General features: G+C 65.3%; 25 protein-coding genes and 1 pseudogene. 8 read left to right on the forward strand and 18 right to left on the reverse strand.

All coding sequences use genetic code 11. The features are described from left to right. Positions 1–2: 2 nt before the first annotated feature. Both J6525_RS02365 and J6525_RS02370 read right to left on the reverse strand, forming a co-directional pair. The gene (locus J6525_RS02365; RefSeq protein WP_225641781.1) at positions 3–782 is read right to left on the reverse strand and encodes an enoyl-CoA hydratase; all 780 of its coding nucleotides are present in this window, start codon (positions 780–782) and stop codon (positions 3–5) included. A 124-nt stretch (positions 783–906) separates the two neighbouring features. Then, complete coding sequence (locus J6525_RS02370) at positions 907–1866, reverse strand: hypothetical protein (RefSeq protein WP_225641783.1); 960 nt, start codon at positions 1864–1866, stop codon at positions 907–909. Positions 1867–1915: 49 nt separating this feature from the next. Between J6525_RS02370 and J6525_RS02375 the strand changes: the two genes are divergently transcribed. Together J6525_RS02375 and J6525_RS02380 are read left to right on the forward strand one after the other, a co-directional pair. Then, positions 1916–2461 (forward strand): sigma-70 family RNA polymerase sigma factor, encoded by a 546-nt coding sequence (locus J6525_RS02375; RefSeq protein ID WP_076833573.1) that lies wholly within the window; start codon positions 1916–1918, stop codon positions 2459–2461. A 2-nt stretch (positions 2462–2463) separates the two neighbouring features. Beyond that, positions 2464–3102: an NrsF family protein gene (locus tag J6525_RS02380; RefSeq protein ID WP_076833110.1), complete on the forward strand. Its 639-nt coding sequence runs from the start codon at positions 2464–2466 to the stop codon at positions 3100–3102. A gap of 265 nt (positions 3103–3367) precedes the next feature. Here J6525_RS02380 and J6525_RS02385 read toward each other — a convergent pair whose 3' ends face one another. Continuing rightward, complete coding sequence (locus J6525_RS02385; protein ID WP_028331661.1) at positions 3368–4474, reverse strand: DUF2336 domain-containing protein; 1107 nt, start codon at positions 4472–4474, stop codon at positions 3368–3370. A gap of 57 nt (positions 4475–4531) precedes the next feature. Then, a complete protein-coding gene (locus tag J6525_RS02390; RefSeq protein WP_225641785.1) occupies positions 4532–5680 on the reverse strand; it encodes a GGDEF domain-containing protein in 1149 nt (382 codons plus the stop codon). 417 nt (positions 5681–6097) lie between these two features. On the opposite strand from J6525_RS02390, the gene J6525_RS02395 reads away from it, so the two are divergent. The 4 genes and pseudogenes from J6525_RS02395 (at position 6098) to J6525_RS02410 (ending at position 10149) form a co-directional block, all read left to right on the forward strand. Further along, on the forward strand, positions 6098–6667 hold the full coding sequence (locus J6525_RS02395) for a sigma-70 family RNA polymerase sigma factor (RefSeq protein WP_016843228.1): 570 nt from the start codon (positions 6098–6100) through the stop codon (positions 6665–6667). After that, on the forward strand, positions 6664–7383 hold the full coding sequence (locus J6525_RS02400) for a hypothetical protein (protein WP_050387103.1): 720 nt from the start codon (positions 6664–6666) through the stop codon (positions 7381–7383). Before J6525_RS02395 ends, J6525_RS02400 begins: the two co-directional genes overlap by 4 nt. A gap of 37 nt (positions 7384–7420) precedes the next feature. After that, positions 7421–9104, forward strand: a pseudogene (locus J6525_RS02405) (S8 family serine peptidase). A 550-nt stretch (positions 9105–9654) separates the two neighbouring features. Next, complete coding sequence (locus J6525_RS02410; RefSeq protein WP_225641787.1) at positions 9655–10149, forward strand: TIGR03809 family protein; 495 nt, start codon at positions 9655–9657, stop codon at positions 10147–10149. A 194-nt stretch (positions 10150–10343) separates the two neighbouring features. Here J6525_RS02410 and J6525_RS02415 read toward each other — a convergent pair whose 3' ends face one another. From J6525_RS02415 to J6525_RS02480, 14 genes are all read right to left on the reverse strand, one after another. Continuing rightward, the gene (locus J6525_RS02415; protein WP_225641789.1) at positions 10344–11717 is read right to left on the reverse strand and encodes a TIGR03808 family TAT-translocated repetitive protein; all 1374 of its coding nucleotides are present in this window, start codon (positions 11715–11717) and stop codon (positions 10344–10346) included. A gap of 476 nt (positions 11718–12193) precedes the next feature. Then, the gene (locus J6525_RS02420) at positions 12194–12841 is read right to left on the reverse strand and encodes a pyroglutamyl-peptidase I (RefSeq protein WP_225641791.1); all 648 of its coding nucleotides are present in this window, start codon (positions 12839–12841) and stop codon (positions 12194–12196) included. Further along, complete coding sequence (gene meaB, locus J6525_RS02425; RefSeq protein WP_092079460.1) at positions 12838–13830, reverse strand: methylmalonyl Co-A mutase-associated GTPase MeaB; 993 nt, start codon at positions 13828–13830, stop codon at positions 12838–12840. The genes J6525_RS02420 and meaB overlap by 4 nt, the downstream gene beginning before the upstream one ends. Before the next feature lie 77 nt (positions 13831–13907). Further along, a complete protein-coding gene (locus J6525_RS02430; RefSeq protein ID WP_249795886.1) occupies positions 13908–14678 on the reverse strand; it encodes a hypothetical protein in 771 nt (256 codons plus the stop codon). Next, positions 14675–15049, reverse strand: coding sequence for a HepT-like ribonuclease domain-containing protein (locus J6525_RS02435; RefSeq protein ID WP_225641793.1), 375 nt, complete (start codon positions 15047–15049; stop codon positions 14675–14677). Before J6525_RS02435 ends, J6525_RS02430 begins: the two co-directional genes overlap by 4 nt. Further along, complete coding sequence (locus J6525_RS02440; RefSeq protein WP_092079466.1) at positions 15021–15317, reverse strand: nucleotidyltransferase family protein; 297 nt, start codon at positions 15315–15317, stop codon at positions 15021–15023. Before J6525_RS02440 ends, J6525_RS02435 begins: the two co-directional genes overlap by 29 nt. Positions 15318–15351: 34 nt before the next feature. Then, the gene (scpA, locus tag J6525_RS02445; protein ID WP_225641795.1) at positions 15352–17508 is read right to left on the reverse strand and encodes a methylmalonyl-CoA mutase; all 2157 of its coding nucleotides are present in this window, start codon (positions 17506–17508) and stop codon (positions 15352–15354) included. 55 nt (positions 17509–17563) lie between these two features. Further along, complete coding sequence (locus J6525_RS02450; protein WP_225641797.1) at positions 17564–18034, reverse strand: GFA family protein; 471 nt, start codon at positions 18032–18034, stop codon at positions 17564–17566. Continuing rightward, on the reverse strand, positions 18031–19905 hold the full coding sequence (locus J6525_RS02455) for a methylmalonyl-CoA mutase family protein (protein WP_225641799.1): 1875 nt from the start codon (positions 19903–19905) through the stop codon (positions 18031–18033). Before J6525_RS02455 ends, J6525_RS02450 begins: the two co-directional genes overlap by 4 nt. Before the next feature lie 105 nt (positions 19906–20010). Further along, a complete protein-coding gene (folK, locus tag J6525_RS02460; protein ID WP_225641802.1) occupies positions 20011–20502 on the reverse strand; it encodes a 2-amino-4-hydroxy-6-hydroxymethyldihydropteridine diphosphokinase in 492 nt (163 codons plus the stop codon). A 6-nt stretch (positions 20503–20508) separates the two neighbouring features. Further along, on the reverse strand, positions 20509–20889 hold the full coding sequence (gene folB / locus J6525_RS02465; RefSeq protein WP_016842351.1) for a dihydroneopterin aldolase: 381 nt from the start codon (positions 20887–20889) through the stop codon (positions 20509–20511). Next, positions 20886–21743 (reverse strand): dihydropteroate synthase, encoded by an 858-nt coding sequence (folP, locus tag J6525_RS02470; RefSeq protein ID WP_225641804.1) that lies wholly within the window; start codon positions 21741–21743, stop codon positions 20886–20888. The genes folB and folP overlap by 4 nt, the downstream gene beginning before the upstream one ends. Before the next feature lie 87 nt (positions 21744–21830). After that, positions 21831–22238 (reverse strand): DUF4332 domain-containing protein, encoded by a 408-nt coding sequence (locus tag J6525_RS02475; RefSeq protein ID WP_018270650.1) that lies wholly within the window; start codon positions 22236–22238, stop codon positions 21831–21833. A 56-nt stretch (positions 22239–22294) separates the two neighbouring features. Then, positions 22295–22660 (reverse strand): hypothetical protein, encoded by a 366-nt coding sequence (locus tag J6525_RS02480; RefSeq protein ID WP_016841849.1) that lies wholly within the window; start codon positions 22658–22660, stop codon positions 22295–22297. A gap of 339 nt (positions 22661–22999) precedes the next feature. Here J6525_RS02480 and J6525_RS02485 point away from each other — a divergent pair, with 339 nt between their 5' ends. Together J6525_RS02485 and J6525_RS02490 are read left to right on the forward strand one after the other, a co-directional pair. After that, a complete protein-coding gene (locus J6525_RS02485; RefSeq protein ID WP_225641805.1) occupies positions 23000–24622 on the forward strand; it encodes a helicase HerA-like domain-containing protein in 1623 nt (540 codons plus the stop codon). An 86-nt stretch (positions 24623–24708) separates the two neighbouring features. Further along, entirely contained in the window at positions 24709–26109 is a 1401-nt protein-coding gene (locus J6525_RS02490; RefSeq protein ID WP_225641807.1) for a M20/M25/M40 family metallo-hydrolase, read from the forward strand.

The raw sequence follows: 26109 nt of genomic DNA on the forward strand, positions 1-26109 counted from the left end.
CTTTAGCGGTTCTTGTTGACCGGCTTGCGCTTCTCGATGAACGCCGCCATGCCCTCGGAGCGATCCTCGAGCGCGAAGGTCGAGTGGAACAGGTTGCGCTCGACATTCATGCCTTCCGCGAGCGGCGTCTCGAACGCGCGGTTGATGGCTTCCTTGGCCATTGCGGCGGCCGGACGCGACATCGAGGTGATCTTCTCGGCTGCCGCGAGCGCCTCCTCGAGCAGCTTGTCGGCCGGCACGATCCGCGACACGAGGCCCGAGCGCTCGGCTTCCGCCGCATCCATCATCCGCCCGGTCAGGCAGAGGTCCATCGCCTTCGACTTGCCGATCGCACGGGTCAGGCGCTGCGTGCCGCCGATGCCGGGAATGGTGCCGAGGGTGATTTCCGGCTGGCCGAACTTGGCGGTGTCGGCGGCGATGATGATGTCGCACATCATCGCGAGCTCGCAGCCGCCGCCGAGCGCATAACCCGCGACCGCGGCAATGGTCGGCTTGCGGCAACGGGCGACGCGGTCGCCGCCGATGGCGGTGAAATCGCTGTTGAACATGTCGATGAAGCCTTTCGGCTGCATCTCCTTGATGTCGGCGCCGGCCGCGAAGGCCTTCTCGCTGCCGGTGATCAGGATACAGCCGATCTTGTCGTCGGCCTCGAGATCGTCGACCGCCGCGGCGATCTCGCGGAATACGCCGAACGAGAGCGCATTCAGCATTTTCGGCCGGTTCAGCGTGATGACGCCGACCGGTCCCTTGCTTTCGACAATGATGAATTCGAACGTAGCCATGGACGCAAACCCCGTGCCTGATTTGCCGGGCAATGTGCCCGCTGACGGGATGCGCTTCAAGTGGCTGAAACGAGGCTTTGGGCTGCGGTGCGGCGCCCCCCGCGCCGCACCGCAGGTGCCTCCGCTAGGCCATGAACATGCGTGCGGCGGAGGCCACCGTGAGCAAAGCGCCGAACCCGATGAAGATCTTCCCGATCAGCGAGGTCTGGTCCCAGCTCGCGCTGTCGCTGCTCGCCAGAACCGGGGCCGGCTTGGGTGCAGCCACGGCAACCGTCGGCGGCGGCGCCGGCGATGCCTCCTGTTGAGCGGTCTGCGGCTGGGCCGGCTGCGGCTGTTCCGCCGGCTGCTCCTGCTGCAGGGCTCGGTCGACCTCGTTGAGCTGGTCGGATGCGACCACATTACCGTCGGACTGGTCTGCGGGCTTGTCGGCCGCGGCAATCAACACATTGGCTTTCACCGGCGTCGCCGCTGCATTGTCGTCGCCGGAGGTCAGCTCCGCATTGGCGTTGGCGACGGTGGCGGGAATGCCTGCCGAGGTGACCCTGCCGGCGTCGTTATTGGTGGCCTTCTTGCTGTCGGATTTGTCGGCGGTCTTGTCAGCGGTCCTGGAGGACCGGTGGCGTGCCGAGCGCCGGCCATGCCGCGAACTCTGCTCGGCAGACTTGTCGGTCGTTGCGCTGTCGGATTTCGATGCCGATGCGTCCGATCCGGCCGCATGCGCCGGCAACGGAGCCGCGAGACACACAAGAAGCCCTGTCAGTCCTGTCGCAACCATCAATGCCAAGCGCCCGCTGGCTTTGATCTTCATTTTGATGATCTCCCCATGTCGCCCGCCCAAGGGCGAAAAGAGACCCCGCTGCGTGTCCACACCGGGGCAGAAAAAGGGAATCTTCGGGCATCCGGGGGCAAAAGCTGGGCAATTTCTTCCCAGTGGCCCATCGACGGCAGCAGCACCGATGCTTGTCGGACCGATCGGTGTTATGAGCCGTGACGTCTGGAAACCCGCCGGAGCGATTCTTTGAGGCCGATCCTCGGCGCGGTCTTGCTGGAGGATAGAGATCACGAATTCGTGATCGTCTGGCATGCCGCGTAACGAACTGAAAGATCGGCCGAATTGCAATTCAGGAGCCTGCGTGCGCGAACGTGAGGATGAATGGACCGGCCTGATGCGGTCGGCCATTTCAGGCGATGATGCGGCGTACCATCGCCTGCTCAAGGCCATCACGCCGGTACTCCGTGCTGCGGCGCGCCGCGGCCTGGCGCGCGCGGGACAACCGGTCGATCAGTCCGAGGACATCGTGCAGGACATCTTGTTGGCGGTACATTTGAAGCGACAGACCTGGGACACCAGCGCGGCGTTCGCGCCGTGGCTGTTCGCGATCGCGCGCAACAAGCTGATCGACGCGCTGCGCCGCCGCGGCAAGCGGATCTTCGTCAACATCGATGATTTCGCCGAGACGCTGCCCGGGGAAACACCGGAACCGACGGCCTCGCCGGGCGAGGTGAGCGCCCAGTTGCAGGCTTTGCCCGCGCGGCAGCGCGAGGTGCTGCAATCGATTGCGGTCGACAGCGCCTCGATCAAGGACACCGCGGCGAAATTCTCGATGACCGAGGGCGCGGTGCGGGTCGCGCTGCATCGCGGGCTTGCGAGCCTCACTGCGAAATTACGGGATCGATGAGCATGGACACCGATCAACTCATTCGAACCCTGGCCGCCGACAATGCCTATCGCGCGCGTCCGATCGGTCTTGCGCTGATGCTGGCACTACTGGCGGCGGCGCCGGTCTCGCTCCTGATCTTCTTCGCCGAACTCGGCGTGCGGCCCGACGTGATGATCGCGATGCACAATCCGTTCTTCGACCTGAAATTCGCCGTGACGCTGGCGCTTGCCGCCTCGGCGATCGCGGTCAGCCTGCATCTGTCGCGCCCGGAGGCTTCGCTGCGCGGCTTCGGCTGGTGGCTGCTGATTCCCGCCGGCATCCTCGTCGCCGCCATCAGCGGCGAGATGATGATGCCGCAGCGTACGCCGATGATGACGCGGCTGATCGGCAAGAATTCGATGGCCTGCATGACCGCGATCCCCGCGATGTCGCTGCCGCTGCTGGTCGGCGCGCTGTACGGGCTGCGGCAGGGCGCGCCTGCGCGGCCGGCGGTCGCCGGTGCGATAGCCGGCCTGCTCTCGGCAGGGCTCGCGGCAACCGTCTACGCGTCGCACTGCACGGATGACTCGCCGCTGTTCGTCGCCACCTGGTACACGCTGGCGACCGCGATCGTCGCGAGCGTCGGCGCGCTGATGGGAAACCGGGCGCTACGATATTGAGCAATCGTAGCCCGGATGGAGCCAACGGGTCGCGCCAACGCGCGCCCAATGACAGGTTCCGCGAAATCCGGCTGCGCCCTAACCTCCCCTTGAAAAGGGGAGGTCGCTTTGCTCGTCAGAGCAAAGCGGGTGGGGATCAGCTCTCTCCAAGGGCAGCGTCGCCTGCGGCTCACCCCCATCCCGACCTTCCCCCTTTCAGGGGGAAGGGGAAGAGAACGTCGTAGCCTGGATTGCGCTGTGCTTCATCCGGGCTACGGCAGAAATACTAGGCCGCGGGCGCGGACTGCTGCATGCGATGGAAGCGCAACACCTGCTGTGCGGTCGACGGCCGCAGCCGCTCATAGGTGTCCTTGCAAGCCTGCAGATCGGTCGGCTCGCCGCCCGAGATGTCGTCGCGCAGGTTGATGATCGCCCGCACCGTCGACCATGACAGGCCCGAGACCTTGGCCAGGATCATGACGCCCTCGGCGCGGGTTTCGATCATCATGTTCTCGGCGACGCTGACCGAGACGTTGGCGAGCGCGGCGAGCGAGGCGTTGGTCTCGTCGAACTTGCCGGCCTCGGCGAAGGCTGCGAGCTGGAATTCGTCGAGCCGGCCGTCCTGGTAGAGCGACTTGACCAAGGCATGCGCGATCGTGGTGTCCGGCGTCACGGCCGCCGGCGCCGAGCGCGCGCGTCGCGTCGCTTCCTTCACCGCGATCGGAATCTCCTTGGCCTGCTGCGGATTGGCAGCCTCGAGCCGCTGCCTGACCGCGTCCGAGGCCTTGGCGACCAGCTTGAGATAGAGATGCCGCGGGATGTTCGGGCGCAGGCCGACGCAGGTCGACAGGTTGTCGTCGCCCTCGGCGCGGCTGACCAGGCGGGTGAAGCCGCGCTCGGTGAATTCCGCGCCGGGATTGTTGACCGCGCTCTGGATCACCTCGTCATTGCCGCGCAGCACCAGCACGTCGGTGACGGCGCCGCTCAGCGTCTTGCGGTTCGAGATCGCGAGCAGATGCGCCTGGCTCTTGCTGCGCGCCGTTTCGATCAGGGTGTCGTCGTCGAGCCGCGGCGACAGCGTCAGCACGGGGCCCGCGACCTCGATCAGGTCGTCGAAGGCAAGGGTGCGGATGGTCTGCGGCGGTGCGGTGTCGATCGGGGCGAGGCGGTCGGCGAGCAGCGCCTTGGCCGAGTTCTCGATGTGCTCGAGCAGGCATTGGAAAACGTCGTCGAACAGCACGATCTGCTCGTTGGAATAGTTCACCGAGCCGTTGATGAAGAGGTCGGTCACGCGGCGCAGCGTCTCGACGCGGCGTGCGACGGTGCCGTGCGCGAGCGTCGTCTGCAGCTCGTCGAGCAGACTTTCGGGGGCGGTCTCGGGCTTCAAACTCATGACTCTGTCCTGGAGCGGTGGCGACGGCTTCTCCGGCGCCGAAGAGGGAAATGGATTTCAGGCGCTGGCGATGCGGTTGCGTCCCCTGGCCTTGGCTGCGTACAGCGCGCCGTCGGCGCGGGCGAGCAACGTATCGGAGTTTTCGCGCGGCTTGAGCGTCGTGACGCCTGCGGAGATCGTCACCCGCATGCCCGGCGAGAATGCGCTCCAGTCGAGATCGGCGATGATCGCGCGCAGCCGCTCGAGCGCGCGCATCGCCTGATCCTGCGACAGGTCGGGCAGCACGAGCAAGAATTCCTCGCCGCCGTAACGGCCGAAGCGATCGACGCTGCGGAGGTTGGCGAACATGCCGATGGCGAAGGTGCGCAGCGCCTCGTCGCCGATCGGATGGCCGTAGACGTCGTTGATGCGCTTGAAATGGTCGAGGTCGATCAGCGCAACCGCGCAGGAGCTGCCGTTGCGCGCGCAGCGCGCGATCTCCTCTTCGAGCGTGCGCATGATGCTGCGGCGATTGGAGGCGCCGGTCAGTTCATCGAGCTCCGCGAGCTCCTCGATGCGCCGGTAGGCCTCCTTCAGCTTCAGTCCGCTCTGGTACAGCGATTGCTGCATCGAACTGGAGAAGATGCCGAGGCACATGCAGCGCCCGATCGTCAGCGCGAACACCAGCATGGTGGCGAGGCGATCGATCCGGGTCGCGGTCGGCATCCCGATCGCCTTGTCGGTGCCGAGGAACAGCGCGGCGAGGCCCAGCACCATGACGGTCCAGACTATCGCAGTCTGCCGCGCCGAGGTGCGCAGCGCGCCGAAGCCGAACACCACGAACAGGTTGCAGAGAAACAGCACGCCGACTTCCGGCGCGATGTAGGTGAACACCAGCAGGTTCACCATGTTGATCGCCGATTGCGGCGCGACCAGATAGTGGTCGCGGAATCGCTCGTGAAGGCCGCGCTCGGAGAGCACCACGTAGACGGCGACCAAAGACAGGCCGGTCAGCGCGTAGGCGGCCGCCACCCAAACCGACGTGGTGCCGCCATGCGCGTAGATCAGCAGCACGACGGCGTCGAGCACGAAGCAGGCCGCGATCATCGACTGGATCTGGCGGCGCTGCTTGGCCCGGCGCGCCAGGCGCTCGGCCGTCAGCCTGGGACGGCCGCTTTCCGATGCGCCCGCGATCGGTCTGGGAAGTGACGACGCAGCGCTGCCCATGGTCCCGCCATTGGTGAAATCCGGCGAAAATCTACGTGGGAAAGCCTTTAGGTTTGGTATCTTTTGGAACCGAATCTACCCCGGTGTAACCCGGTCATCGCCCTTGTTTCGTAAGGGGAATCCGTTCGCGGAGGCGAGGCGGGAGCGATGTGCGGCAAGCCTGCGCCGTGGCGGATTTCGCGACGGTGCTGGCGTGCCGATAAAGCCTTGGTATGGTCGCGCCGGATGGTGCCTGTCCGCGAGAGTTTTCACTATTATGATACCGTTTATCGAGCCTCGGCTGATTTTTCCTCATTGGAAGCGCCGACTGTGGCATAGATCACACATGCAGTGCGGACATTGCCGTAATGTGAAGAATCTTGGCTCTCGCGTCGAACCACGCACCGCCCCCTTCAGACCAACTTTGCGAGACGGGCATTGAGCGCGACACAGGCGGCTTCAGACGACGTTCTGATCGCTCGGATCGCTCAAGGCGACCGGCTTGCCATGCAGGTGCTGTACGGGCGGCACCATGTCAGGGTGTACCGCTTCGGGCTTCGGCTCGTGCGGGACGAACAGGTGGCGGAAGATCTCATCAGCGAGGTCTTTCTGGACGTGTGGCGTCAGGCGGGCAAGTTTGAGGGACGATCCGCCGTTTCGACCTGGCTTCTGGCGATTACCCGGTTCAAGGCGTTGTCTTCGCTGCGGCGAAGGAAGGACGCCGAGCTGGACGATGAGGCCGCGAACGCGATCGAGGACACGTCCGACGATCCGGAAACGGTAGTGCAGAAGAAGGACACCGGTGACACGCTGCGTAGGTGCCTGACGGGACTATCGGCGGAACATCGGGAAATTGTCGATCTTGTCTACTATCACGAGAAATCCGTGGAAGATGTCGCTGAGATCGTGGGGATTCCGGAGAATACCGTGAAGACGCGCCTGTTCTATGCGCGCAAGAAACTTGCCGAGTTGCTGAAGGCAGCCGGTGTCGAGCGAGGTTGGCCATGATGGCTGCGAGAACAAAGGTGCAAGAGCCTGACGATATCGAGATGCTGCTGCCTTGGCACGCGGCCGGCACGCTGAACGCGCGTGACACGCGCCGCGTCGAGGACGCGCTTGCGAGCGATCCGGAGCTCGCCCGGCAATATGCTGTCATTCGCGAGGAATATGCCGAGACCATCGGCCTCAACGAGAGCCTCGGTGCGCCCTCGGCGCGCGCGATGCAGAAGCTGTTCGCCGCGATCGATGCCGAGCCGGAGCACAAGCCGTCGATGGGCGCGCGCATGTCGGCCTCTGTCTCGGAGTTCTTTTCGAAATTGTCGCCGCGGACGCTGGCGTGGTCGTCCGGCCTCGGTGCGGTCGTGGTGTTGTTGCAGGCGGGCGTGATCGGCGCGGTGCTGATGCGCAGCCAGCCGGCTTTGTTCCAGACGGCGTCGCTCGATGTCGCCGAGCGCAGTGCGCCGGTCGCGCCCAGTGCGCCGATCACCCGCGACCTCGGCGCCAGCGTGGCGGCGACGCCGACCCGGCTGCTGGTGCGCTTCACACCCGATGCCAGGGTCGCCGACATCACGTCGCTACTCGACAATTACCAGGCCTCGATCCTCGACGGGAAGGGCGGGATGTTCCGGCTGCAGTTCCGCGCAATGGACAAGAGCAGCGTCGCTGCGCTGATTGCGCGTTTGCAGAAGGAGAAGATCGTCAGCCTCGCGGTCGAAACGCCGTAGTCGGCGGCTGACGGTTCTGCGCCGAGTTGAGGTCACCATGGCCGCCAACGGCCGGACCAGATTGACGAACCACGCGATCGGCGCAGCCGCAGCCTTGTTGCTGGTCTGTGTTGCCGGCTCCGCCTCCGCCCAGAATTTCATGCGATCGCCGACCGGTGGCGCGCCACAGGTCTCGCCCGGGTTGCGGGCCAATCCCGGTATGGGAAGGGTTGGTGGCAATCCCGCCGGCGGGTTCGGCGGCCCAGTTGGCCGCATGCCGCCGACGGTGGACCGCGGCCCGGCCACGTCGTGGACCTACGATGGGCCGCGATTGCGCGTGCCGTCCCCCGTGCGCCCCGCGCCCCGTCTCTCTGCCAGCTGCGATGACGGCGATCGCGGCCAATGTTCCGACCGGCCGGTTGCCGGCAACGGCGGCGGCAAGGGCGCAACGCGGAAGGGTAGGGCCGGCGGTGGCGGCAGTTTGCGTGCACAGGATGCGTCGAGCGTGCGAACCGTGCCGAATGAGCTCGTGGCCGAAATCGACGGTGCCTTGACGGAGGCGGAGGCCGATGCACTCGCGCGCCGTCATGGGTTGAGGCGGATCGCCTCGCAGAATGTCGCGCTGCTGGGTGCGACGATCGGCCTGTTCCGCATCCTGGGCAATCGTTCGGCCGAAACGGCGAGCCGCGAGCTCGCAAGCGATGCCGGCGTCCGCTCCGTACAGCCCGACTACCGTTACGCGTTGCAGGACCAGAAGGCGTCGGGCGGCAGCGATCCGGCGCAATATGCCCAGACACAGCTGCATCTGCCCGCGGCCCACAAGCTGGCGCGCGGGATGAATGTCACCATTGCCGTGATCGACTCCGGCGTCGACGCCGCCCATCCGGAATTGGCGAATACGGTCGCCGATACGTTCGACGCGCTCGGCAGCAACGATGCTCCATACGTCCACGGCACCGCCATTGCCGGCGCGATTGCGGCGCGTGTCAGGCTCACGGGGAGCGCGCCGGAAGTGCGGATCCTGGCGATCCGCGCCTTCGGTGCGGTCGCGGGCGGCGCCGGGAGCACCTCCTATGTGATCCTCAGGAGCCTCGACTACGCGGTGGCGCATGGCGCGCAGATCGTGAACATGAGCTTTGCCGGACCGAAGGACGCCCTGGTCGAGCGTGCGGTGGCAGCCGCCGCGGCACGGGACGTCGTGCTGGTCGCCGCGGCCGGCAATGCCGGTCCGACATCGCCGCCGCTGTATCCGGCCGCCCATCCCGACGTGATCGCGGGTGAGTGGCACCGATGCCGGCGACCGGCTCATGGCGGCCTCGAACCGCGGCAGCCATATCGCGCTGGCGGCCCCGGGCGCCGACCTCCTCGTGCCGGTGCCTGACGGCAAATACCAGCTGATGTCGGGCACCTCGTTTTCGGCCGCGTTCGTCAGCGGCATCGCGGCCTTGGTGCTGGAACGCAATCCGGCATTGAAGCCCGCCGAGGTGCGACGGGTCCTGACCAGCACGGCGCGCGATCTCGGGACACCTGGACGTGACGATCTGTTCGGTGCGGGAGAAGCGGATGCGCTTGCCGCGGTGATGGCGGCGACCAGTGCTCCCATTGCCTCTGCCGCGGACAAACCGTCGCAGCCTGCACAGCAGGCCGACGGCAATAACACTTCCGTGAGCCGCACGTCGAATGAACCCGCGCCGTCGATCGCATCGGAGGATTCCGCTGCAAATCGCCGTGCTGCGCAGTGATTTTCGACGCCGAACGCCTGCAACGGTGCGATAGAACCGCGGCGCGAGAAGGTTAAAAAAATCGCCGGCGATTTGAACGTCCGCCTTCCTCTCACGACTTATGTGTGTGGGAGCGGTTTACCCTCCCCGGCTATATCAGGCGCGAGCGCCCATCCACCCCAAGCGCCCATATGGCTTTGACCCGTCCGGTTGTCCCCCCGGACGGGTCTTTCATTTTGGGGGCACCCCTTGCATGACGGACTCGACGGTGCGCGGCGCGATGGCGTCGACCGATCGCAGCGGGATGGGCAAGCGCGCGACGGCGGCGGTTGCTGTGGATCATTCCGCCCCAGGAGCGGTGCGCATCGCCACCACGGCAAGTCGATGACTTGAGGCAGTTCGAGCGAGAAACTCCGTAGTAGAGCGGACTTCTTCGATCGCCCGTTCGCGATTAAGAATTTAGTTAGACTTTATTTACCTTTTCCACAGAATATCGGCGTCACGTCCAGTTGATTCGGTTCGGTTCGTTCGGTTGCGTCTGCGTCCGTTTCTTTTCCTGCGGGCAAGTTGAATGACACATCGGACCGACGTGGCCAGAGGCCAGGAGATCGTTGCACGCTGGTGCAACCTCGCCGAGCAAAGGCTGGAGCACCTTACCGAACTGTTCGATACCGGGCGCTGGCGGCGCTATCACAGCGAGCAGGCCTTTCTCGAGAACATCAGGGAAGCCCGCGCCGCGGTCGACATCTGGCGCGAATTGCTGACCCGCGAAGCTTCGCTCGACAATTCGCCGATCGATCTGGCCTGGCTCGGCCGCGGCAGGTCGAAACTGCCGCCGGCCGCCATCTCGCCGCCGCCCGAGCGCCGGCCGGAGGCTGCGGTCCTGGCCGAGGCGGCGATGAAGGCGGTCGCGGCCGCGCTGGAAACAGCGGCCGAGGTGCTGGAGCAGCCGCCCACGGTGGCCGACGCGCCGCCGCTGGAAATGCCCGCTCCGGCTGCGCCGCCGCCGGTGCTCGATCTCGACACCATCCAGCGGCGCTATCCGCTGCTGCGCAACGCGCTGTAGGCGACCGCTCTCGCTTATTTTTTGAGCATGATCTCCGCGCAAGCGCGTTCCGCGTTTGTCGCGAGGAAAAGCCGCTTCGCCCTTTTCCGAATCTAGCGCCTTTTCCGTTCCGATTGAATCGGAACGGGGCTCTAGATTCTTGTTTTGACGCGTTTTCTTCACGCGAACGGGTATCCACTTCGCTCGAAAACGCTCTAGCGCCGCACCGCGTTCGCGCCGACCACGAGCTGCGCATATTGCTGGGCGCCGCCTGCCGACAGATCCGGCGTGATCGGGCGGGAATGGTCGAGCCCGACCACCGCGCCGCGCGGGGTTTCCGAGATCATGTTGTTGTTGATCAGCGCCGTGCCCGCGCCCGGCACCACCGAGACGCCGATGCCGACGAAGGCGTTGCGGACCACGTTGCCTGATATCGCGACATCGCGCAGGTACTTGCCCCAGCCGGCGACGATGCCGAAGGTCGGCGCGTTCTCGATTACATTGCCGGTCACGGTGCTGTCGGCCTCGACATAGATGCCGATGCCGGCGCCGTCGTTCGGGTCGGTGCCTGCAGGGCGCTTCGGCAGCAGGTTGCGGATGATGTTGCCCTGGACCACAGCGATGCGGCCGCCCTCGTTGAAATTGCACACGGAGACGCCGATCGCGGCGCCGTCGACGGTGTTGTTGGCGATCACCGCGGCCTCGAACGAAAACTCCGAATAGAGCGCGACCTCGCGGACATTGCTGACGCTGTTGTCGGTGATGTGGATGTTGGAGGCCGAATTGCCGCGCACCGCCGAGAAGTCGCAGTTCTTGATGCGGTTGCCGCGCACGATCACGTTGCCGGCGCGGAAGGCGTTGATGGCGTTGCCGTACTGCCCGGAGCCGCCGGGGCCGGCCTTGATGTCCTCGATGCGGTTGTCTGCGACGATCGAGCCGTCGTCGCCGATCGCGGTGCGCAGGATCTCGATGCCGTTGTCGTTGGTGCCCTTGATGGTGTTGCGCGACACCATCAGGCCGATCGCGTCGAACGACACCAGCGCCGTGGTCGCGATCTCGGTGAAGACGTTGTTGCTGACGTCGCCCGACATCTGCTCGAACCAGATGCCGTTGCCGCCGCTGCCGGTGAACCGGCAATCGGTGATGCGGATGTCGCGGCCGGACAGGCAGTGCACGAGGCCGCGCCGGTTCGGCAGCGGCACGTTGCCGCCGTCGAAGGTGAGGCCCATCAGGACGACGCCGCCGGCGCCTTCGCCTTCCAGCAGCGAGGCGCCGCCGTTGAACACCAGCCGGCTGGCGCCCCGCACGCCGATCAGCTGGCTGCCGGGCGCAAGCCGCAACAGGCCGGTGCGGTAGACGCCGGGCGGGAACGCGAGCGGCACTTGCGCCCGCGCGGCGTCGTCGATCGCGCGCTGCAAATTGCGGGTCTGGTCGTCGGGGCTGCCGGGGCGCACGCCATATTGCGTGACGTCGCGGCCGAGCGAGCCGGTCGACGGCGCTGCGGCACGCGCAGCGTCAGGCGACATTGCGAGCGCGCCGGCCGCGCCGGCGGCGGTTGCTCCGATCAGATGGCGGCGGTTGACGTCCATGGGCATGGCCCTCGCAACATTCGCGAGCGGTGACGTTCGCGGGTCGAGTGGTAGCGCGAAAGGCGGCGCGGCATGGTGAATACGCCGACGCAGCGGGGCGATTGTTGACGGTAGGGTTAATCGCGGGTGCAACCGCTTCACGTTGTCAAACAGGCGTTCCCCGGTGTCATCACGCGCGTATGCGCGGGCCCGACACCGGGGAGATGCGGGCCCACGGCTCCTTCCCAGGCGTCGTCTCGGCGAAGGCCGGGACCCATACGCTGCGGCTTGTGTTGTGAACGGGACTCGTCATTGCAGCGACGCTCAACAATGATCTTTCGTGGTTATGGGTCCCGGCCTTCGCCGGGACGACACTGAATGGCCGTTGCAGACCTCGTCATTCGATCCAATTTTAGCATTTGCTGGGGTCTACGGTTGAGCTTGCGTACGCGCGATGCCAACTAGGGGCGTGTACTTACACCGCCCGATCCGCGCGCTCACGCGCGCGAGCCCTGCCGGGTCAGTTTCACCAGCTCCATCAGCATGGCCTCGCCGGCATCGACGAGCGCTTCCAGCGTGATCGATGATTTGCCGGGTGCAGCCGTGCCGTCATGGGCGAGCGGCGGGACGTGGACGAATTGCGCGAGGCGCAAGTCATTGTCGCGGTTGACGGCCTCGATCGCGCGCCAGCTCAGATAGTTGCAGAGATAGCTGCCGGCGTCGCGCGAGGCTCGCGCGTCGATCCCGGTCGCCAGCGCGGCGCGCAGTAATTTTTCAGTATGAGGCCCGAACATGCGCGCATCGGCGCCGCCCTCAATCGATCCCTTGCTCGCATGCTGGCGGCCGGCGTCGGGGAAGCGCGTGGTCACCGCGTTGCGGGCACGGCTTTCGATCCGCAGATAGTCGGTGCGGCCGGCGAGGCCGAACATCAAGAGCGCCTGCGGGCGGTGTTCTGCGATCAGCTCCGGCAATTCGCGATCGACGGCCGCGTAGGTGACGTCGAAGATGTGGCTCGACAGCGCGACGTCGTCGAAGGCCGGGCGGCGCAGGGCGGTCAGCCGCTTCACCAATGGCATGGTCGGGTTGAACGGCGCACCCGGAAACGGCCCAAAGCCGGTGACGAGGATGCGCAGCCTGCCGCTCAATGCAGCATCTCCGCGATCTGTTCGGCGGCGACCGCGGGCGAGATGCGGCCGCCGGCGACCTCGGCCTCCATCTTCTTCACCCTGGCGCGGATCGCGGCATCCGCGCGCAGCCGCGCCATCATCCGGCTCTCCAGCATCGACCACATCCACTTCACCTGCTGCTCCCGGCGGCGGCCGGCGAACTCGCCCGAGGCGTTCATCGCGGTACGGTGGTCGAGGATCTTCTGCCAGAGCCGGTCGAGCCCGGCGCCGGTCAGCGCGGAATAGGTCTCCACCGGCGGATGCCAGTGCTCGGAGCGCGGCGCCAAGATGTGCAGCGCGCTGCGATAGTCGGCGGCGGCGAGGTTGGCGCGCTTGAGGTTGTCGCCGTCGGCCTTGTTGATCGCGATCATGTCGGCGAGCTCGACAAGGCCCTTTTTGATGCCCTGCAGCTCGTCGCCGGCGCCCGGCAGCATCAAGGCCAGGAAGAAGTCGGTCATGTCGCAGACCGCGGTCTCGGACTGGCCGATGCCGACGGTCTCGACCAGCACCACGTCGAAGCCGGCGGCCTCGCACAGCAGCATCGCCTCGCGGGTCTTCGCCGCGACGCCGCCGAGCGTACCCGAGGAGGGCGAGGGACGGATGAAGGCCTGGTCGGAGACGGCGAGCCGCGCCATCCGGGTCTTATCGCCGAGGATCGAGCCGCCGGTGCGCGCCGAGGAGGGATCGACCGCCAGCACCGCGACCTTGTGGCCGCGCTCGATCAGGAACATGCCAAGCGCATCGATGGTGGTCGACTTGCCGACGCCGGGCGAGCCGGTGATGCCGACCCGCACCGCCTTGCCGGTGTCGGGCAATAGCGCCTGCACCAGCTCGCGCGCCGCCGCCTGATGATCGCCGCGCCGGCTCTCGACCAGCGTGATCGCCCGCGCCAGCGCGGCGCGGTGGCCGGCACGGAGGTCCTTGGCGAGGGCGCTGATGTCGGGAGCAGCAGGCTTCGATGCGATCATGGGGTTGGTTTACAACGGCTGGCCATGGCAGGCGAGGGGAACGCGGATCGGCGCTGGCGTGGCTTGTTGATGAAGCCTTATTGCTGCTCGTCCGTATCGCCCTTCGGCCGCGCGCCGGCGAAGATTTTTGCGCCTTCCGCCGTCAGATACGGCTTCAGCGTCTCCCACGGAACGAAGATGACATACTGGCCTTCGGCGTAGGGCGGGTAGTGGAAGGTGAGGCCGGAGCTCTTGCCTGACACGGTCGACGGCGCCAGCGTCACGGCGCCGATCTTGAGCAGGGTTGGCTTCAACTCCTTGTACCACTCGGCGGTTGCGGTCTCGCCGGCGCCGCGCCGCTTCTTCTCGGCGTTGAGCGCGCTGACGATGGCCTTGCGCATCGCCGTCAGGGTCGGGCCGTTGTCCGTCGTCTCGGTGAAGAAGGGACGGATGCTGATGCGCTTCTTCGCCGTGGTGTCCCACAGGATGGTGTTGACGTCGGAGTTCGGATGCGCGCCGTGGGTGTCCATGTAGTCGTCGCGCAGCACGCTCACATAGCGGCCGTCGACGACGGAGCGCTCGGAGTATTTGCGTTCGAACGAGTAGCCGCCGCGATCCTTGAAAAGCTCAGGCTCCTGCTTGCGGTCGGCCGCAGCCGCGGCGGCATTCTTCTCGATCCACTTCTTGCCCTCGCCGAGGCAATCGGCCGCCAGCGCGCTGTCTGCCTTGATCTTGTCGTCGAGATAGACGTTGGCCTCGATGTTCGCGTTCCTGATCGTGGCTTCAGGCTTGGGGTCTGCGGCGATGGCGAGGGAAATGAAGACGAAGCCCGATATCAGGGCAACGGCCCACTTCACGATGATAGTCAATGCTTCGATTCCCTGGCGAGTTGATCGACGAACGCCTTCAATGGCAACAGATCATCCTCAATCATGATCCATAGCAAGCCAGCGTCGGTCCGATGATAGGCATGGCGCAACCAGTTTCCGAGATCGGCCAATCGCCTCCAGTTGATACCTGTTTCCTTGGCCTTCAAATCGGTTGGAATGTGCCTTGATGCTTCGCTGATCATCTCAAGCAGCCGCTCCACGGCCAGCCGCATCACCAGATTGCTGGTGAAGCTCTCGCGGGTTTGCCCGGCCGTTATGTCCCGAATGCTATCGATCGCTGCGGCAATGTGGCCTATGCGGTCTGCAACGGTTGGCTGCACGTCAGAATACTTCGAGAATATCGTCGGCAATTCGTTGTGCCAGGCGAGGAGGAAGGGATCGCTTCATCGTTGCTTGCGCCTGCAAGCCCGTCGCGTCTTCAATGATATGCTCGACGCCGATCAGGTTGAGTAGCGAAAACGAGGCATCGGGCTCGACTTCAACCAGCACATCGACGTCACTGTCGTGCCGATAGTCGCCGCGCACGCGCGATCCAAAGATCGCAAGCTTCGACACGCCCTCTGCCTTGATGGCATCGGCATTCTCTCGTATCGCTGCCACGATCTCTTCGCGTGTCATGGTTTGGGACCTTGCAATCCCGCTAATCTATCATCTACTCCGCCGCCGCGCTATGGCCGAGCCGGGCGTTGAGCTTGTGGATCAACTCCTCGGCGGCATCCGAGATCACCGTGCCCGGCGGGAAGATCGCCTCGGCGCCGGCGGCATAGAGCGCGTCGTAATCCTGCGGCGGCACCACGCCGCCGATGATGATCATGATGTCGTCGCGGCCGTGTTTCTTCAGCGCGGCCTTCAATTCGGGCACCGCGGTGAGATGCGCCGCGGCAAGCGAGGAGACGCCGAGAATGTGGACGTCGTTCTCGACCGCCTGACGGGCGGCTTCATCGGCGGTTGCGAACAGCGGTCCGATATCGACGTCGAAGCCGACATCGGCGAAGGCCGATGCGATCACCTTCTGGCCGCGGTCATGGCCGTCCTGGCCGATTTTCGCCACCAGGATGCGAGGACGACGACCCTCGGCCTCCTCGAACGCATCGATCAGGGCCTGCACTTTTTTGACCTTGTTGGACATCGCCGCTGCCTCTCGCTTGTAGACGCCGGTGATGGACTTGATCTCGGCGCGGTGGCGGCCGAACACCTTTTCCATGGCGTCCGAAATCTCGCCGACGGTGGCTTTGGCGCGAGCGGCGTCGATCGCCAGCGCCAGCAGATTGCCGTTGCCTTCGCCCGCCGAGCGGGTGAGGGCGGCCAGCGCCGCGTCGACGTCGTTCTGGTTGCGCTCCTTCTTGAGCCGCGCCAGCTTGTCGATCTGCAGCCGCCGCACGGTGGAGTTCTCCACCTTGAGTACGTCGATCGGCTTCTCGTTCTCGGGCTTGAACTTGTTGACGCCGATCACCGCCTGCCGGCCGGCATCGATCCGCGCCTGTGTCTTGGCGGATGCTTCCTCGATCCTGAGCTTCGGCACGCCGGCCTCGATCGCCTTGGCCATGCCGCCGAGCGCCTCGACCTCCTGGATGTGCCCCCAGGCCTTCTGCGCGAGATCGCGGGTCAGCCGCTCGACATAATAGGAGCCGCCCCAGGGATCGATGATGCGGTTGGTGCCGCTCTCCTGCTGCAGGAACAGCTGGGTGTTGCGGGCGATGCGCGCGGAGAAGTCGGTCGGCAGCGCCAGGGCCTCGTCGAGCGCGTTGGTGTGCAGCGACTGGGTGTGGCCTTGGGTTGCCGCCATCGCTTCGATCGTGGTGCGCATCACGTTGTTGAAGACGTCCTGCGCGGTCAGCGACCAGCCCGAGGTCTGACAATGCGTGCGCAGCGACAGCGAGCGCGGATCCTTCGGGTTGAACTGCTTGAGCAGCTTGGCCCATAACAGCCGCGCGGCGCGCATCTTGGCGACTTCCATGAAGAAGTTCATGCCGATCGCCCAGAAGAAAGAGAGGCGAGGGGCAAAACGATCGACGTCGAGGCCTGCGGCAAGCCCGGCGCGCAGATATTCGACGCCGTCGGCCAGCGTATAGGCGAGCTCGAGGTCCTGCGTCGCGCCGGCTTCCTGCATGTGGTAGCCGGAAATGGAAATGGAATTGTATTTCGGCATCCGCTGCGAGGTGTAAGCGAAGATGTCGGAGATGATCCGCATCGAGGGGCTAGGCGGATAGATGTAGGTGTTGCGCACCATGAACTCTTTCAGAATGTCGTTCTGAATCGTGCCCGACAGTTTCTCCGGCGGCACGCCCTGTTCCTCGGCAGCCGCGACGAACAGCGCGAGGATCGGCAGCACCGCGCCGTTCATGGTCATCGACACGCTCATCTGGTCGAGCGGGATGCCGGCGAACAGCGTGCGCATGTCGTAGATGGAATCGATCGCAACGCCGGCCATGCCGACGTCGCCGGAGACGCGCGGATGATCCGAGTCATAGCCGCGGTGGGTGGCGAGGTCGAACGCGACCGACAGGCCCTTCTGTCCGGCGGCGAGGTTACGGCGATAGAACGCGTTGGAATCCTCCGCCGTGGAGAAGCCGGCATATTGCCGGATGGTCCAGGGCTGGTTGACATACATGGTCGGGTAGGGGCCGCGCAGATAGGGCGCGATGCCCGGCCAGGTCTCGAGGAAGTCGATGCCTCCGAGATCGGCCTCGCCGTAGACGGACTTCACCGGGATGCCCTCGGGCGTCAGCCACGGCTCGGCGCTCGCAGCCGGGGCCGTGGTGGCCACGGGCTGGAAGGCGACATCGGCGAAATTGGGAATGCGGGTCATTCCTGGGCTTCCTCAAACTGGCGATTGCGTTCGATCAATCGCTGTAGCTTCCAACTCAATCATGGTCCGGATGCTGATGGCTGACGATCGTCGCCATCTTGTCCGGTCCGTAATTCTGCATCGTGGTCTGGCTCGGCAGGTTGGCGATGCCGACCACCCAGCCGTGGCGGGACTCGGTTCCGAATTGCTGCGTCGGTATCACCCGGTCGGGCCGGTCGAAGGCGCCGGTCATGATCTCGATCCGCGGCCCGTCGATACGGCGGAAGCTCAGGGGTGTTCCGCAGGCCGCGCAGAAGTCGCGCTCGGCGATCGAGGAGGACCTGAACGCGGCAGGCTTGCCGCGGGTCCATCTGAAGTCGTTGCGATCGATGTCGGCGAAAGAGGCAAATGGCGCCCCGGACGCCTTCTGGCACATCCGGCAGTGGCAGATGCTGATCCGGGTCGGCGCCGCCGAGACGGCAAATCGGACGGCGCCGCATTGGCAGCCGCCGGTCAGAACCGGTGTCGATGGTGTCTCTGCGCTCATGTCTGCTCCATCCGCCGATAGGCCTCGCGCAATGTCGCCAGCGCATCACCGCCGGCGAAGACGAACTCGCCGATGCCGGCCGCCCGCAGCGCCGCTTCCTGGTCGCCGGGCCGCCCTGCCAAATAGATATGCCTTGCACCGGCGCCTTGAAGGGCCCTGGCGGCCTCACTGGCGCTGGCGGCATAGACCTTATCCGAGGAACAAATACACGCCATCGTGGCGCCCGAGGCCTTGTAGGCCGCGGCCAGCGCCGCCGCGTCGGCAAAACCCTCGCTGTCGATGGCCTCGATCCCGCCGGTTTCGAAGAAACTCTTGGCGAAGGTCGCGCGGGCCGTGAAGTCCGCGGCGGTGCCGAGATTGGCCAGGAATATCTTCGGCCGTGCGCCATGCGCCTTCAGCGCGGCATCCGATTTGTCGCGCAGCGCCTCGAAAGGTTCGGCAAGCCGCGTCGGCGCGAGGGCGTCGAATTTCACCTTGGCGCCGGCGAGGGACGCCGGCGCTGATGGTTTCACATCCAGCACCGCGGGGGCGGCCTCGCGCAGATCCGGAAATTCGCTGGCGCCGGTCAGCACGTCGCGGCGCTTCGCCACATTGGTCTCGCGCAGCAATCGCGTCGCGGCGACCTTGTTTTGCAGCAGCCCCTGCTCGAGCGCGGCGAAGATGCCGCCGGCCTTCTCGATCTCCTGGAACAGCGTCCATGCCGCCTCGCAGAGCTGCGAGGTCAGCGTCTCGATGCCGCCGGCGCCGGCCGCGGGATCGGACACCTTTCCCAGGTTGGATTCATCGAGCAGCACGAGTTGCGTGTTGCGCGCCACGCGCCGGGCGAAGTCGTCGGGCAGGCCGAGCGCCAGCGTGTGCGGCAGCACCGTGATCGCATTGGCGCCGCCGAGCCCGGCCGCAAAGGTCGCGATCGTCGCGCGCAGCATGTTCACATTGGGATCGCGCTGGGTCAGCATGCGCCAGGCGGTTTGTGCGTTCACGAAGATCGGCTTCGGCGCAAGCCCGCACGCCTCTTCGATCCTTGCCCAAAGGCGGCGCAGCGCGCGGAATTTCGCCATGGTCAGGAACTGGTCGGCATCGGCGCTGAGGCGGAACGAGATGCCCGCGCGCGCCGCATCGAGATCGATGCCGGCACCTTCCAGCATGCGCAGATAGGCGAGGCCCAGCGCGAGCGTGAACGCGAGTTCCTGCACCTCGGAGCCGCCGGCATCATGGATCGGCCGGCCGTCGGCCAGCACGAACGGCCCCTTGAAGCCGCGCTTGATCAGGCCATTGACGACCTGGCCGAACGACTTTTCGTAGTTGGGCCAGGCGATGGCCGCAGCACCGCGCACGGCCATGGTGCTGAGCGCCTGGTAATTGAAATGCAGATCGAGCTTGGCCGGGTCGAGCTTGCGGGCCTCGACCATGTCGGCAAAGGTCTCGCCGGCGTTCTCGCGGCCGATCACCGGGTTGAGCGCGATCATGATGCCGGCATCGAGATGGACGCCGCCGCAGGCGCGCGCCAGCGTCTTCTTGCTGGCATCGGCAAGACCGAAGCCGCGCGCGCCGGGACCGCCGGCGAACTCGAATTCGAGGCCGGTCGCGCCGTTCTCGAGATCCTGCAGCGCTTGCGCATTGGCCAGTGCGGCATCGGGATGATCGACCCGCTGCAGGATCTGCCAGGGTGCAGCGGCGGCGCGGCCGGCAAGCGGGCTTGAATTGGTGGCGCGGCGGTAGATCGGATCGATCTTCAGGCCGTCATAGGTCTTGCCGACCAGCTTCTCGAACGGGGCACCCTTCAGCACGCCGTCGACCAGCTTGCGCCAGTCGTCATAGGTCGCAGGTCGAAAATCCGAAGCCAGAGCCAAATCGTCAGTCGAGGTCGTCATCCGCCCAAATCGTCCTTCACCGGCCCCGCGCGGGGCCCCTTGATTTGGCCGGAAATTGCCACGGGCGGGCGGCCAAGCCAAACGGTTGTTTGCGGTGGTTTGGCTTTAATCGAGGTCCGCTAGACGGAAAATACCGTCGGCGGAGACCTCGGCCAACGCATCGGCGACGCGGCGCCCGGCGATGACGCGGTCAGGAACGATCTCGGCGAGCGGCACCAAGACGAAGGCGCGTTCGAACAAACGCGGGTGCGGCAGCGTCAGTTCCGGCTTGTTCAGTGTGACGTCGTCATAGGCGATCAGGTCGAGGTCGAGGGGGCGCGGCCCCCAGCGCTGCTCGTTCTTGCGGTCGCGGCCGAATTTGGCTTCGATCTTGTGCAGCGTGAACAGCAGCGCGTGCGGATCGAGACTGGTCTCGATCTCGATGCAGGCGTTAACGAAGCTGTGCTGCTGCTGCTCGCCCCAGGGCGGCGTCGAATAATCCGACGAGCGTGCGATAAGCGCGGCCTGGGTCATGCCGCAGATATTGGCGATCGCCTTGCGAAACGTGGTGCGGACGTCGCCGACATTGCCGCCGAGGGCGATCAGGACGTCAGCCATCGGCGTTCACCCCTGGGGCGGTTGATGGCGCGAGCGGGTCAGTACCACGCCGACATCGTCGAAGATCGCGGCGATCGGCGCGTGCGGCTTGTGCACCGTGACCTTGACCGCCCGGATGCGCGGAAAACTCGCCAGGATGTCCTCGGCCACCGCACCCGCGGCGCGCTCCAGCAGCTTGTAGTTGGTGTTCTTGAATGCAGATGTCGCGGTCGCCACCACGTTGGAATAGGAGACGGTGTCGGAGAGGCGATCGGTGCGCGAGGATTCCGAGAGGTCGGTATAGAGCTCGAGATCGATGACGAAGCGCTGCCCAACTTCGGTCTCATGTTCCATCACGCCATGACGGGCATGGATGACGATCCCGGTGATGAAGATCGTATCGGTCATTGCTGTCCCTCGATTGCTGCGGCCACGCGCAGCGCCTGAACGGTTTCGGCGACGTCATGCGCGCGAATGATGCGGGCGCCGTTCTGCGCGGCGATCAGATGCGCCGCGATCGAGCCGCCGATCCGCTGTTGCGGCTCCGACGCCACGACCGTGCTGATGAAGCGCTTGCGCGAGGCGCCGACCAGCAGCGGCAGTCGGAACGCGTCGAGCTCGGAGAGTCGCGCCAGCGCGATCATGCTCTGCTCAGGGGTCTTGCCGAAGCCGATGCCGGGATCGAGCACGATCCGGTCGGGCGAAATGCCGGCGCTCGCGGCGATCGCGAGTGAGCGCTCGAAGAAGGCGGCGATGTCCTGCATGATGTCGATCGCTGGATCGGCCTGCTCGCGATTGTGCATGATGATTACGGGCACGCCGCGAGCGGCGACCAGCGGCGCCATGCCGGCATCGCGCTGCAGGCCCCAGACGTCATTGGCGATCGCCGCGCCGTGGTCGAGCGCCCAGGCCACGACCTCCGATTTCATGCTGTCGATCGAGACCGGCACGCCAAGCGCGATCACGTCGGCCAGTACCGGCTTCAGCCGCGTTATCTCGGCCTCGGCGGTGACCGGCTGCGAGCCGTAGGGACGGGTGGATTCCGCGCCGATGTCGATGATATCGGCGCCCTCGGCGACCAGCTTGCGGGCCTGTGCCAGCGCCTCTTCGGGTGCGGCGAACTGGCCGCCGTCGGAGAACGAGTCCGGCGTCACGTTCAGGATGCCCATCACGGCCGGATAGGGCCGCGACAACAGCGCCGGCAGCACCGCCGATACGGCCGGGCCGGTCACCGTCGATGCTATGGGCTTGCTCGCCATCATGCGGTGGCTTTGCGCTGACCGCAGCGGCAAGTCAAGGTGTGGCGATGACGGGTGACGCGGCCGGCGGCCGAATGCCGTTAAGACAGGCTAATAGGTGATCTTGGGAGGCAGCTTGCGTGCCTCTTCGATCAGCAGCTCGACCGACTTCTCCGACGGCATCACACGGACGAGCTTACGCCGCACATTGGCGTCCTTCATGCTCTGCGCGAGCCGCGACGGGTTGCGGTGCGCGAGCTCGCGCACGGTGGTGACGCCGGCAGCGCGGACCAGGCCGACCTTCGCCTTGCCCATGCCGGGAATTCGCATGTAGTCGGAGATGTTGGCCCATTCGAGCAATTGTTGTTCGCTGATCCCGGTCTTGGCGGCGAGCGCCTTGCGTCCCTTGACGGTGCGGGCGGCTTCAAGCAGTGCGTCGGTCGTGCGGATACCCTGCGATTTCAGTTTGGTGGCGCAATAGGCGGACAGGCCTTCGATCTCGGAGAGGGGGTATGTCATGATACTCGTATGCAGGTAGAAGGGAGCGCACGTGCAATGGCGTTTGGGAAAATGCTTCAGGCAAACTGGCTGAGGCCCGGTGTCCCCGAGATGATCTCGCCCATTTGATCCGCTCCGATTTTGTCGCGGCCGAACCTGAAAAGTTCACGCGCGACGTTCTGAATCTCACTCATGCTCAATCCAAGCGCCATCAGCCGGGTGCCGACAGCCATCAGACCGCCACCCATCAACCGCGATAGACCACCGCTGTTGTTGGAGGCGGCGATTGCCGCTTCGGCGCCGGGGATTTGGTCGATCAGAGCCTGAACTTTGTCGGAAGGTCCCTCGTTACGGAGGAAACCCAGAACGATGCCGATGGTTTTTTCAGCGACAGCACCGTCGATGCCGGCCTTCGCGGCCAGCTGCCCAACCAATTCGTCCATATTGCCCCGCCTCAACCGGTTTTTGCCGGATCATTCTTGAAGATTTATCTTGAGCGCCTGTGTCACGAAATACAAGCGATCCGCGCATTTCAGTTCGTTTTCTTTTTCGATCGCGTCGGGAGTGTTGCACCTCTGCAAGATTGAGCGGCGGATTCACACCATCTTGTCGCAATGCGCAATGCCTTTCGTCACTTGGCCGGGAATAAAGTATGAGGAACTGGTGGAGCGACAATATACATCAGTGCGCGCCGATGGTTTCAATCGACCTGCAAGATGCAATATGATGTCATCGGTTCGAATGGATCGAGCCGATTTAAAATCGCGTTAAGAGGCGAAGCGATGGCGACGTCCGACACCAAGTTGGCCGACACCGATGAGAAGATCTTTATCGGCAAGGGCGAGGAAACAGCCTGGCTGACGCTTGCGCTGGCCAACCGCCACGGCCTTGTGACCGGTGCGACCGGAACCGGCAAGACCGTCACGCTGCAGGTCATGGCTGAAGGATTTGCGCGCGCCGGCGTTCCGGTTTTCGCAGCCGACATCAAGGGCGATCTTTCCGGTATCTCCGAAGTCGGCGAGGCCAAGGACTTTATCCTGAAGCGCGCCAAGGAGATGGGCCTGACCTTCCAGCCGGATCAGTTCTCGACCGTATTCTGGGACGTGTTCGGCGAGCAGGGCCATCCGGTGCGCGCCACCGTCACCGAGATGGGACCGCTGTTGCTCTCGCGGATGCTCGATCTGAACGACGTGCAGGAGGGCGTGCTCAATGTTGCCTTCCGTGTCGCCGATGAGAACGGCCTCACGTTGATCGACATGAAGGACCTGCGAGCGCTGCTGGATGCGATCGCCCCGGACGGCAGCAAGAAGGCTGCCGACGACGAGGAAGATCCGCTGGCGCCGATCCGTAAGGCCGCGCAAGGCTACGGCAATGTATCCAAGGCGACCGTCGGAACGATCCAGCGTCAGCTCCTGGTGCTCGAGAACCAGGGCGGCGCCAAGTTCTTCGGCGAGCCGGCGCTGACGCTGAAGGATTTCATGCGCACCGACCGCGACGGCCGCGGCATCGTCAATATCCTGGTCGCCGACAAGCTGATGCAGAGCCCGCGGCTTTACGCCACCTTCCTGCTCTGGATGCTTTCGGAATTGTTCGAGGAATTGCCGGAGGCCGGCGACCTGCCGAAGCCGAAGCTGGTGTTCTTCTTCGACGAGGCGCATCTCTTGTTCACCGACGCGCCGAAGGCGCTGATGGACAAGATCGAGCAGGTGGTGCGGCTGATCCGCTCCAAGGGCGTCGGTGTCTATTTCGTCACGCAGAATCCGATCGACGTGCCGGACAAGGTACTGGCGCAGCTCGGCAACCGCGTGCAGCACGCGCTGCGCGCCTTCACGCCGCGCGATCAGAAGGCGGTTGCCGCGGCCGCACAGACCTTCCGGCCCAATCCGAAGCTCGACACCGCGCGGGTGATCATGGAGCTCGGCAAGGGCGAGGCGCTGGTGTCGTTCCTCGAGGGCGGCGGCACGCCGTCGATGGTCGAGCGCGTCATGGTGCGCCCGCCGTCGGCGCGGATCGGGTCGGTCACGCCGGAGGAGCGCAAGGCGATCATGGATGCGAGCCCGGTCAAGGGCAAATACGACACCGCGGTCGATGCCGAATCCGCCTACGAGATCATCCAGAAGCGGCTCGCCGGGACGGCGGCGCCGGCGGACGGCAGCGCTGGCGGCGAGGGGGGCGGCATCCTCGGCCAACTCGGTTCGATCGCGTCCACGATCTTCGGCACCAACGTCAAGCGCGGCCGCATGTCGACCGGACAGGTGATCGCGCGCAGCGTCACGCGCTCGGTGACCGACAAGGTGATCGGCGGCGTGGCCGCCGATCTCGGCAAATCGCTCGGCGGTTCGGTTGGCGGCTCGATCGGCCGGGCGCTGGTGCGCGGCGCGCTCGGTGGGTTGCTGCGCAGATAGCATCGCGCCGGCCGGCCGACCGGCTTTGCCTCCCGCGGCCGGCGCGCTACAACCTGGCGCAACGTCCAACAAAAAGGATATCCGCGATGTCCAACGCCAAGCTGCAGCCCGTCCTCGACTGCATCGACGCCGATTTCGACAACAGTCTCGAGCGGCTGTTCACGCTGCTGCGGATCAAATCGATCTCGGCCGATCCGGCCTTCGCTGATGACTGCAAGGCGGCTGCCGATCATCTCGCCAAGGATATCGCGACCCTCGGCTTCAAGACCGAAGTGCGGCCGACTGCCGGCCATCCGGCCGTGGTCGGCAAGCTGAACGGCTCGGCCGACGGACGCCCGCACGTGCTGTTCTACGGCCACTACGACGTGCAGCCGGTCGATCCCCTGAATCTCTGGCATCGTCCGCCGTTCGAGCCTGTCGTGACCGACCATGCCGACGGGCGCAAGATTATCGTCGCGCGCGGCGCCGAGGACGACAAGGGACAGTTGATGACCTTCGTCGAGGCGTGCCGTGCCTGGAAGACGGTGACGGGATCGCTGCCGGTCGACATCACGATCGTCATCGAGGGTGAAGAGGAGATCGGTTCGAAGAATTTCGTGCCGTTCCTCGAGGCGAACAAGGACGACCTCAAGGCCGACTTCGCGCTGGTCTGCGACACCGGTATGTGGGACCCGAATACGCCGGCGATCACCACGTCCTTGCGCGGCCTGGTCTATGACGAGGTCAAGATCAAGGCCGCCAATCGCGACCTGCATTCCGGCGTGTTCGGCGGCGGCGCGCAGAACCCGATCCGTGTGCTGACGCGGATCCTCGGCGGCCTGCATGACGAGAATGGCCACATCACCATCCCGGGTTTCTATGACGGCGTGAAGGATTTGCCGCCGGATATTCTGGCCCAGTGGAAGCAGCTCAATCTGACGCCGGAGAGCTTCCTCAAGCCGATCGGCCTCTCGGTGCCCGCCGGCGAAAAGGACCGGCTCCTGATCGAGCAGGTCTCCTCGCGCCCGACCTGCGACATCAACGGCATCGTCGGCGGCTATACCGGCGAGGGCTCCAAGACGGTGATCGCGGCCGAGGCGTCAGCGAAGGTCTCGTTCCGCCTGGTCGAGGGACAGGATCCCGAGAAGGTCCGCAAGGCGTTCCGCGATTATGTGAAGGCGCGCCTGCCGGCCGACTGCAAGGCCGAGTTCACCGACCATTCCAGCGCGCCGGCGATCGCGCTCGACTGGAACATGAAGCCGCTGGCAGCCGCGCGCCGCGCGCTGACCGACGAATGGGGCAAGGAGGCGCTCTTGATCGGCTCCGGCGCCTCGATCCCGATCGTTGCCGATTTCAAGCACACGCTCGGCCTCGACAGCGTGCTGATCGGCTTCGGGCTCGACGACGACAACATCCATTCGCCGAACGAGAAGTACGACCTCAAGAGCTACCACAAGGGCATCCGCTCTTGGGCGCGGATCCTGGCGGCGTTCGCCGACGCCAAATAG

Origin of the sequence: Bradyrhizobium australafricanum, from assembly GCF_020329495.1 — a bacterium.
In the GTDB taxonomy this organism is placed as follows: Bacteria; Pseudomonadota; Alphaproteobacteria; order Rhizobiales; family Xanthobacteraceae; genus Bradyrhizobium; species Bradyrhizobium australafricanum.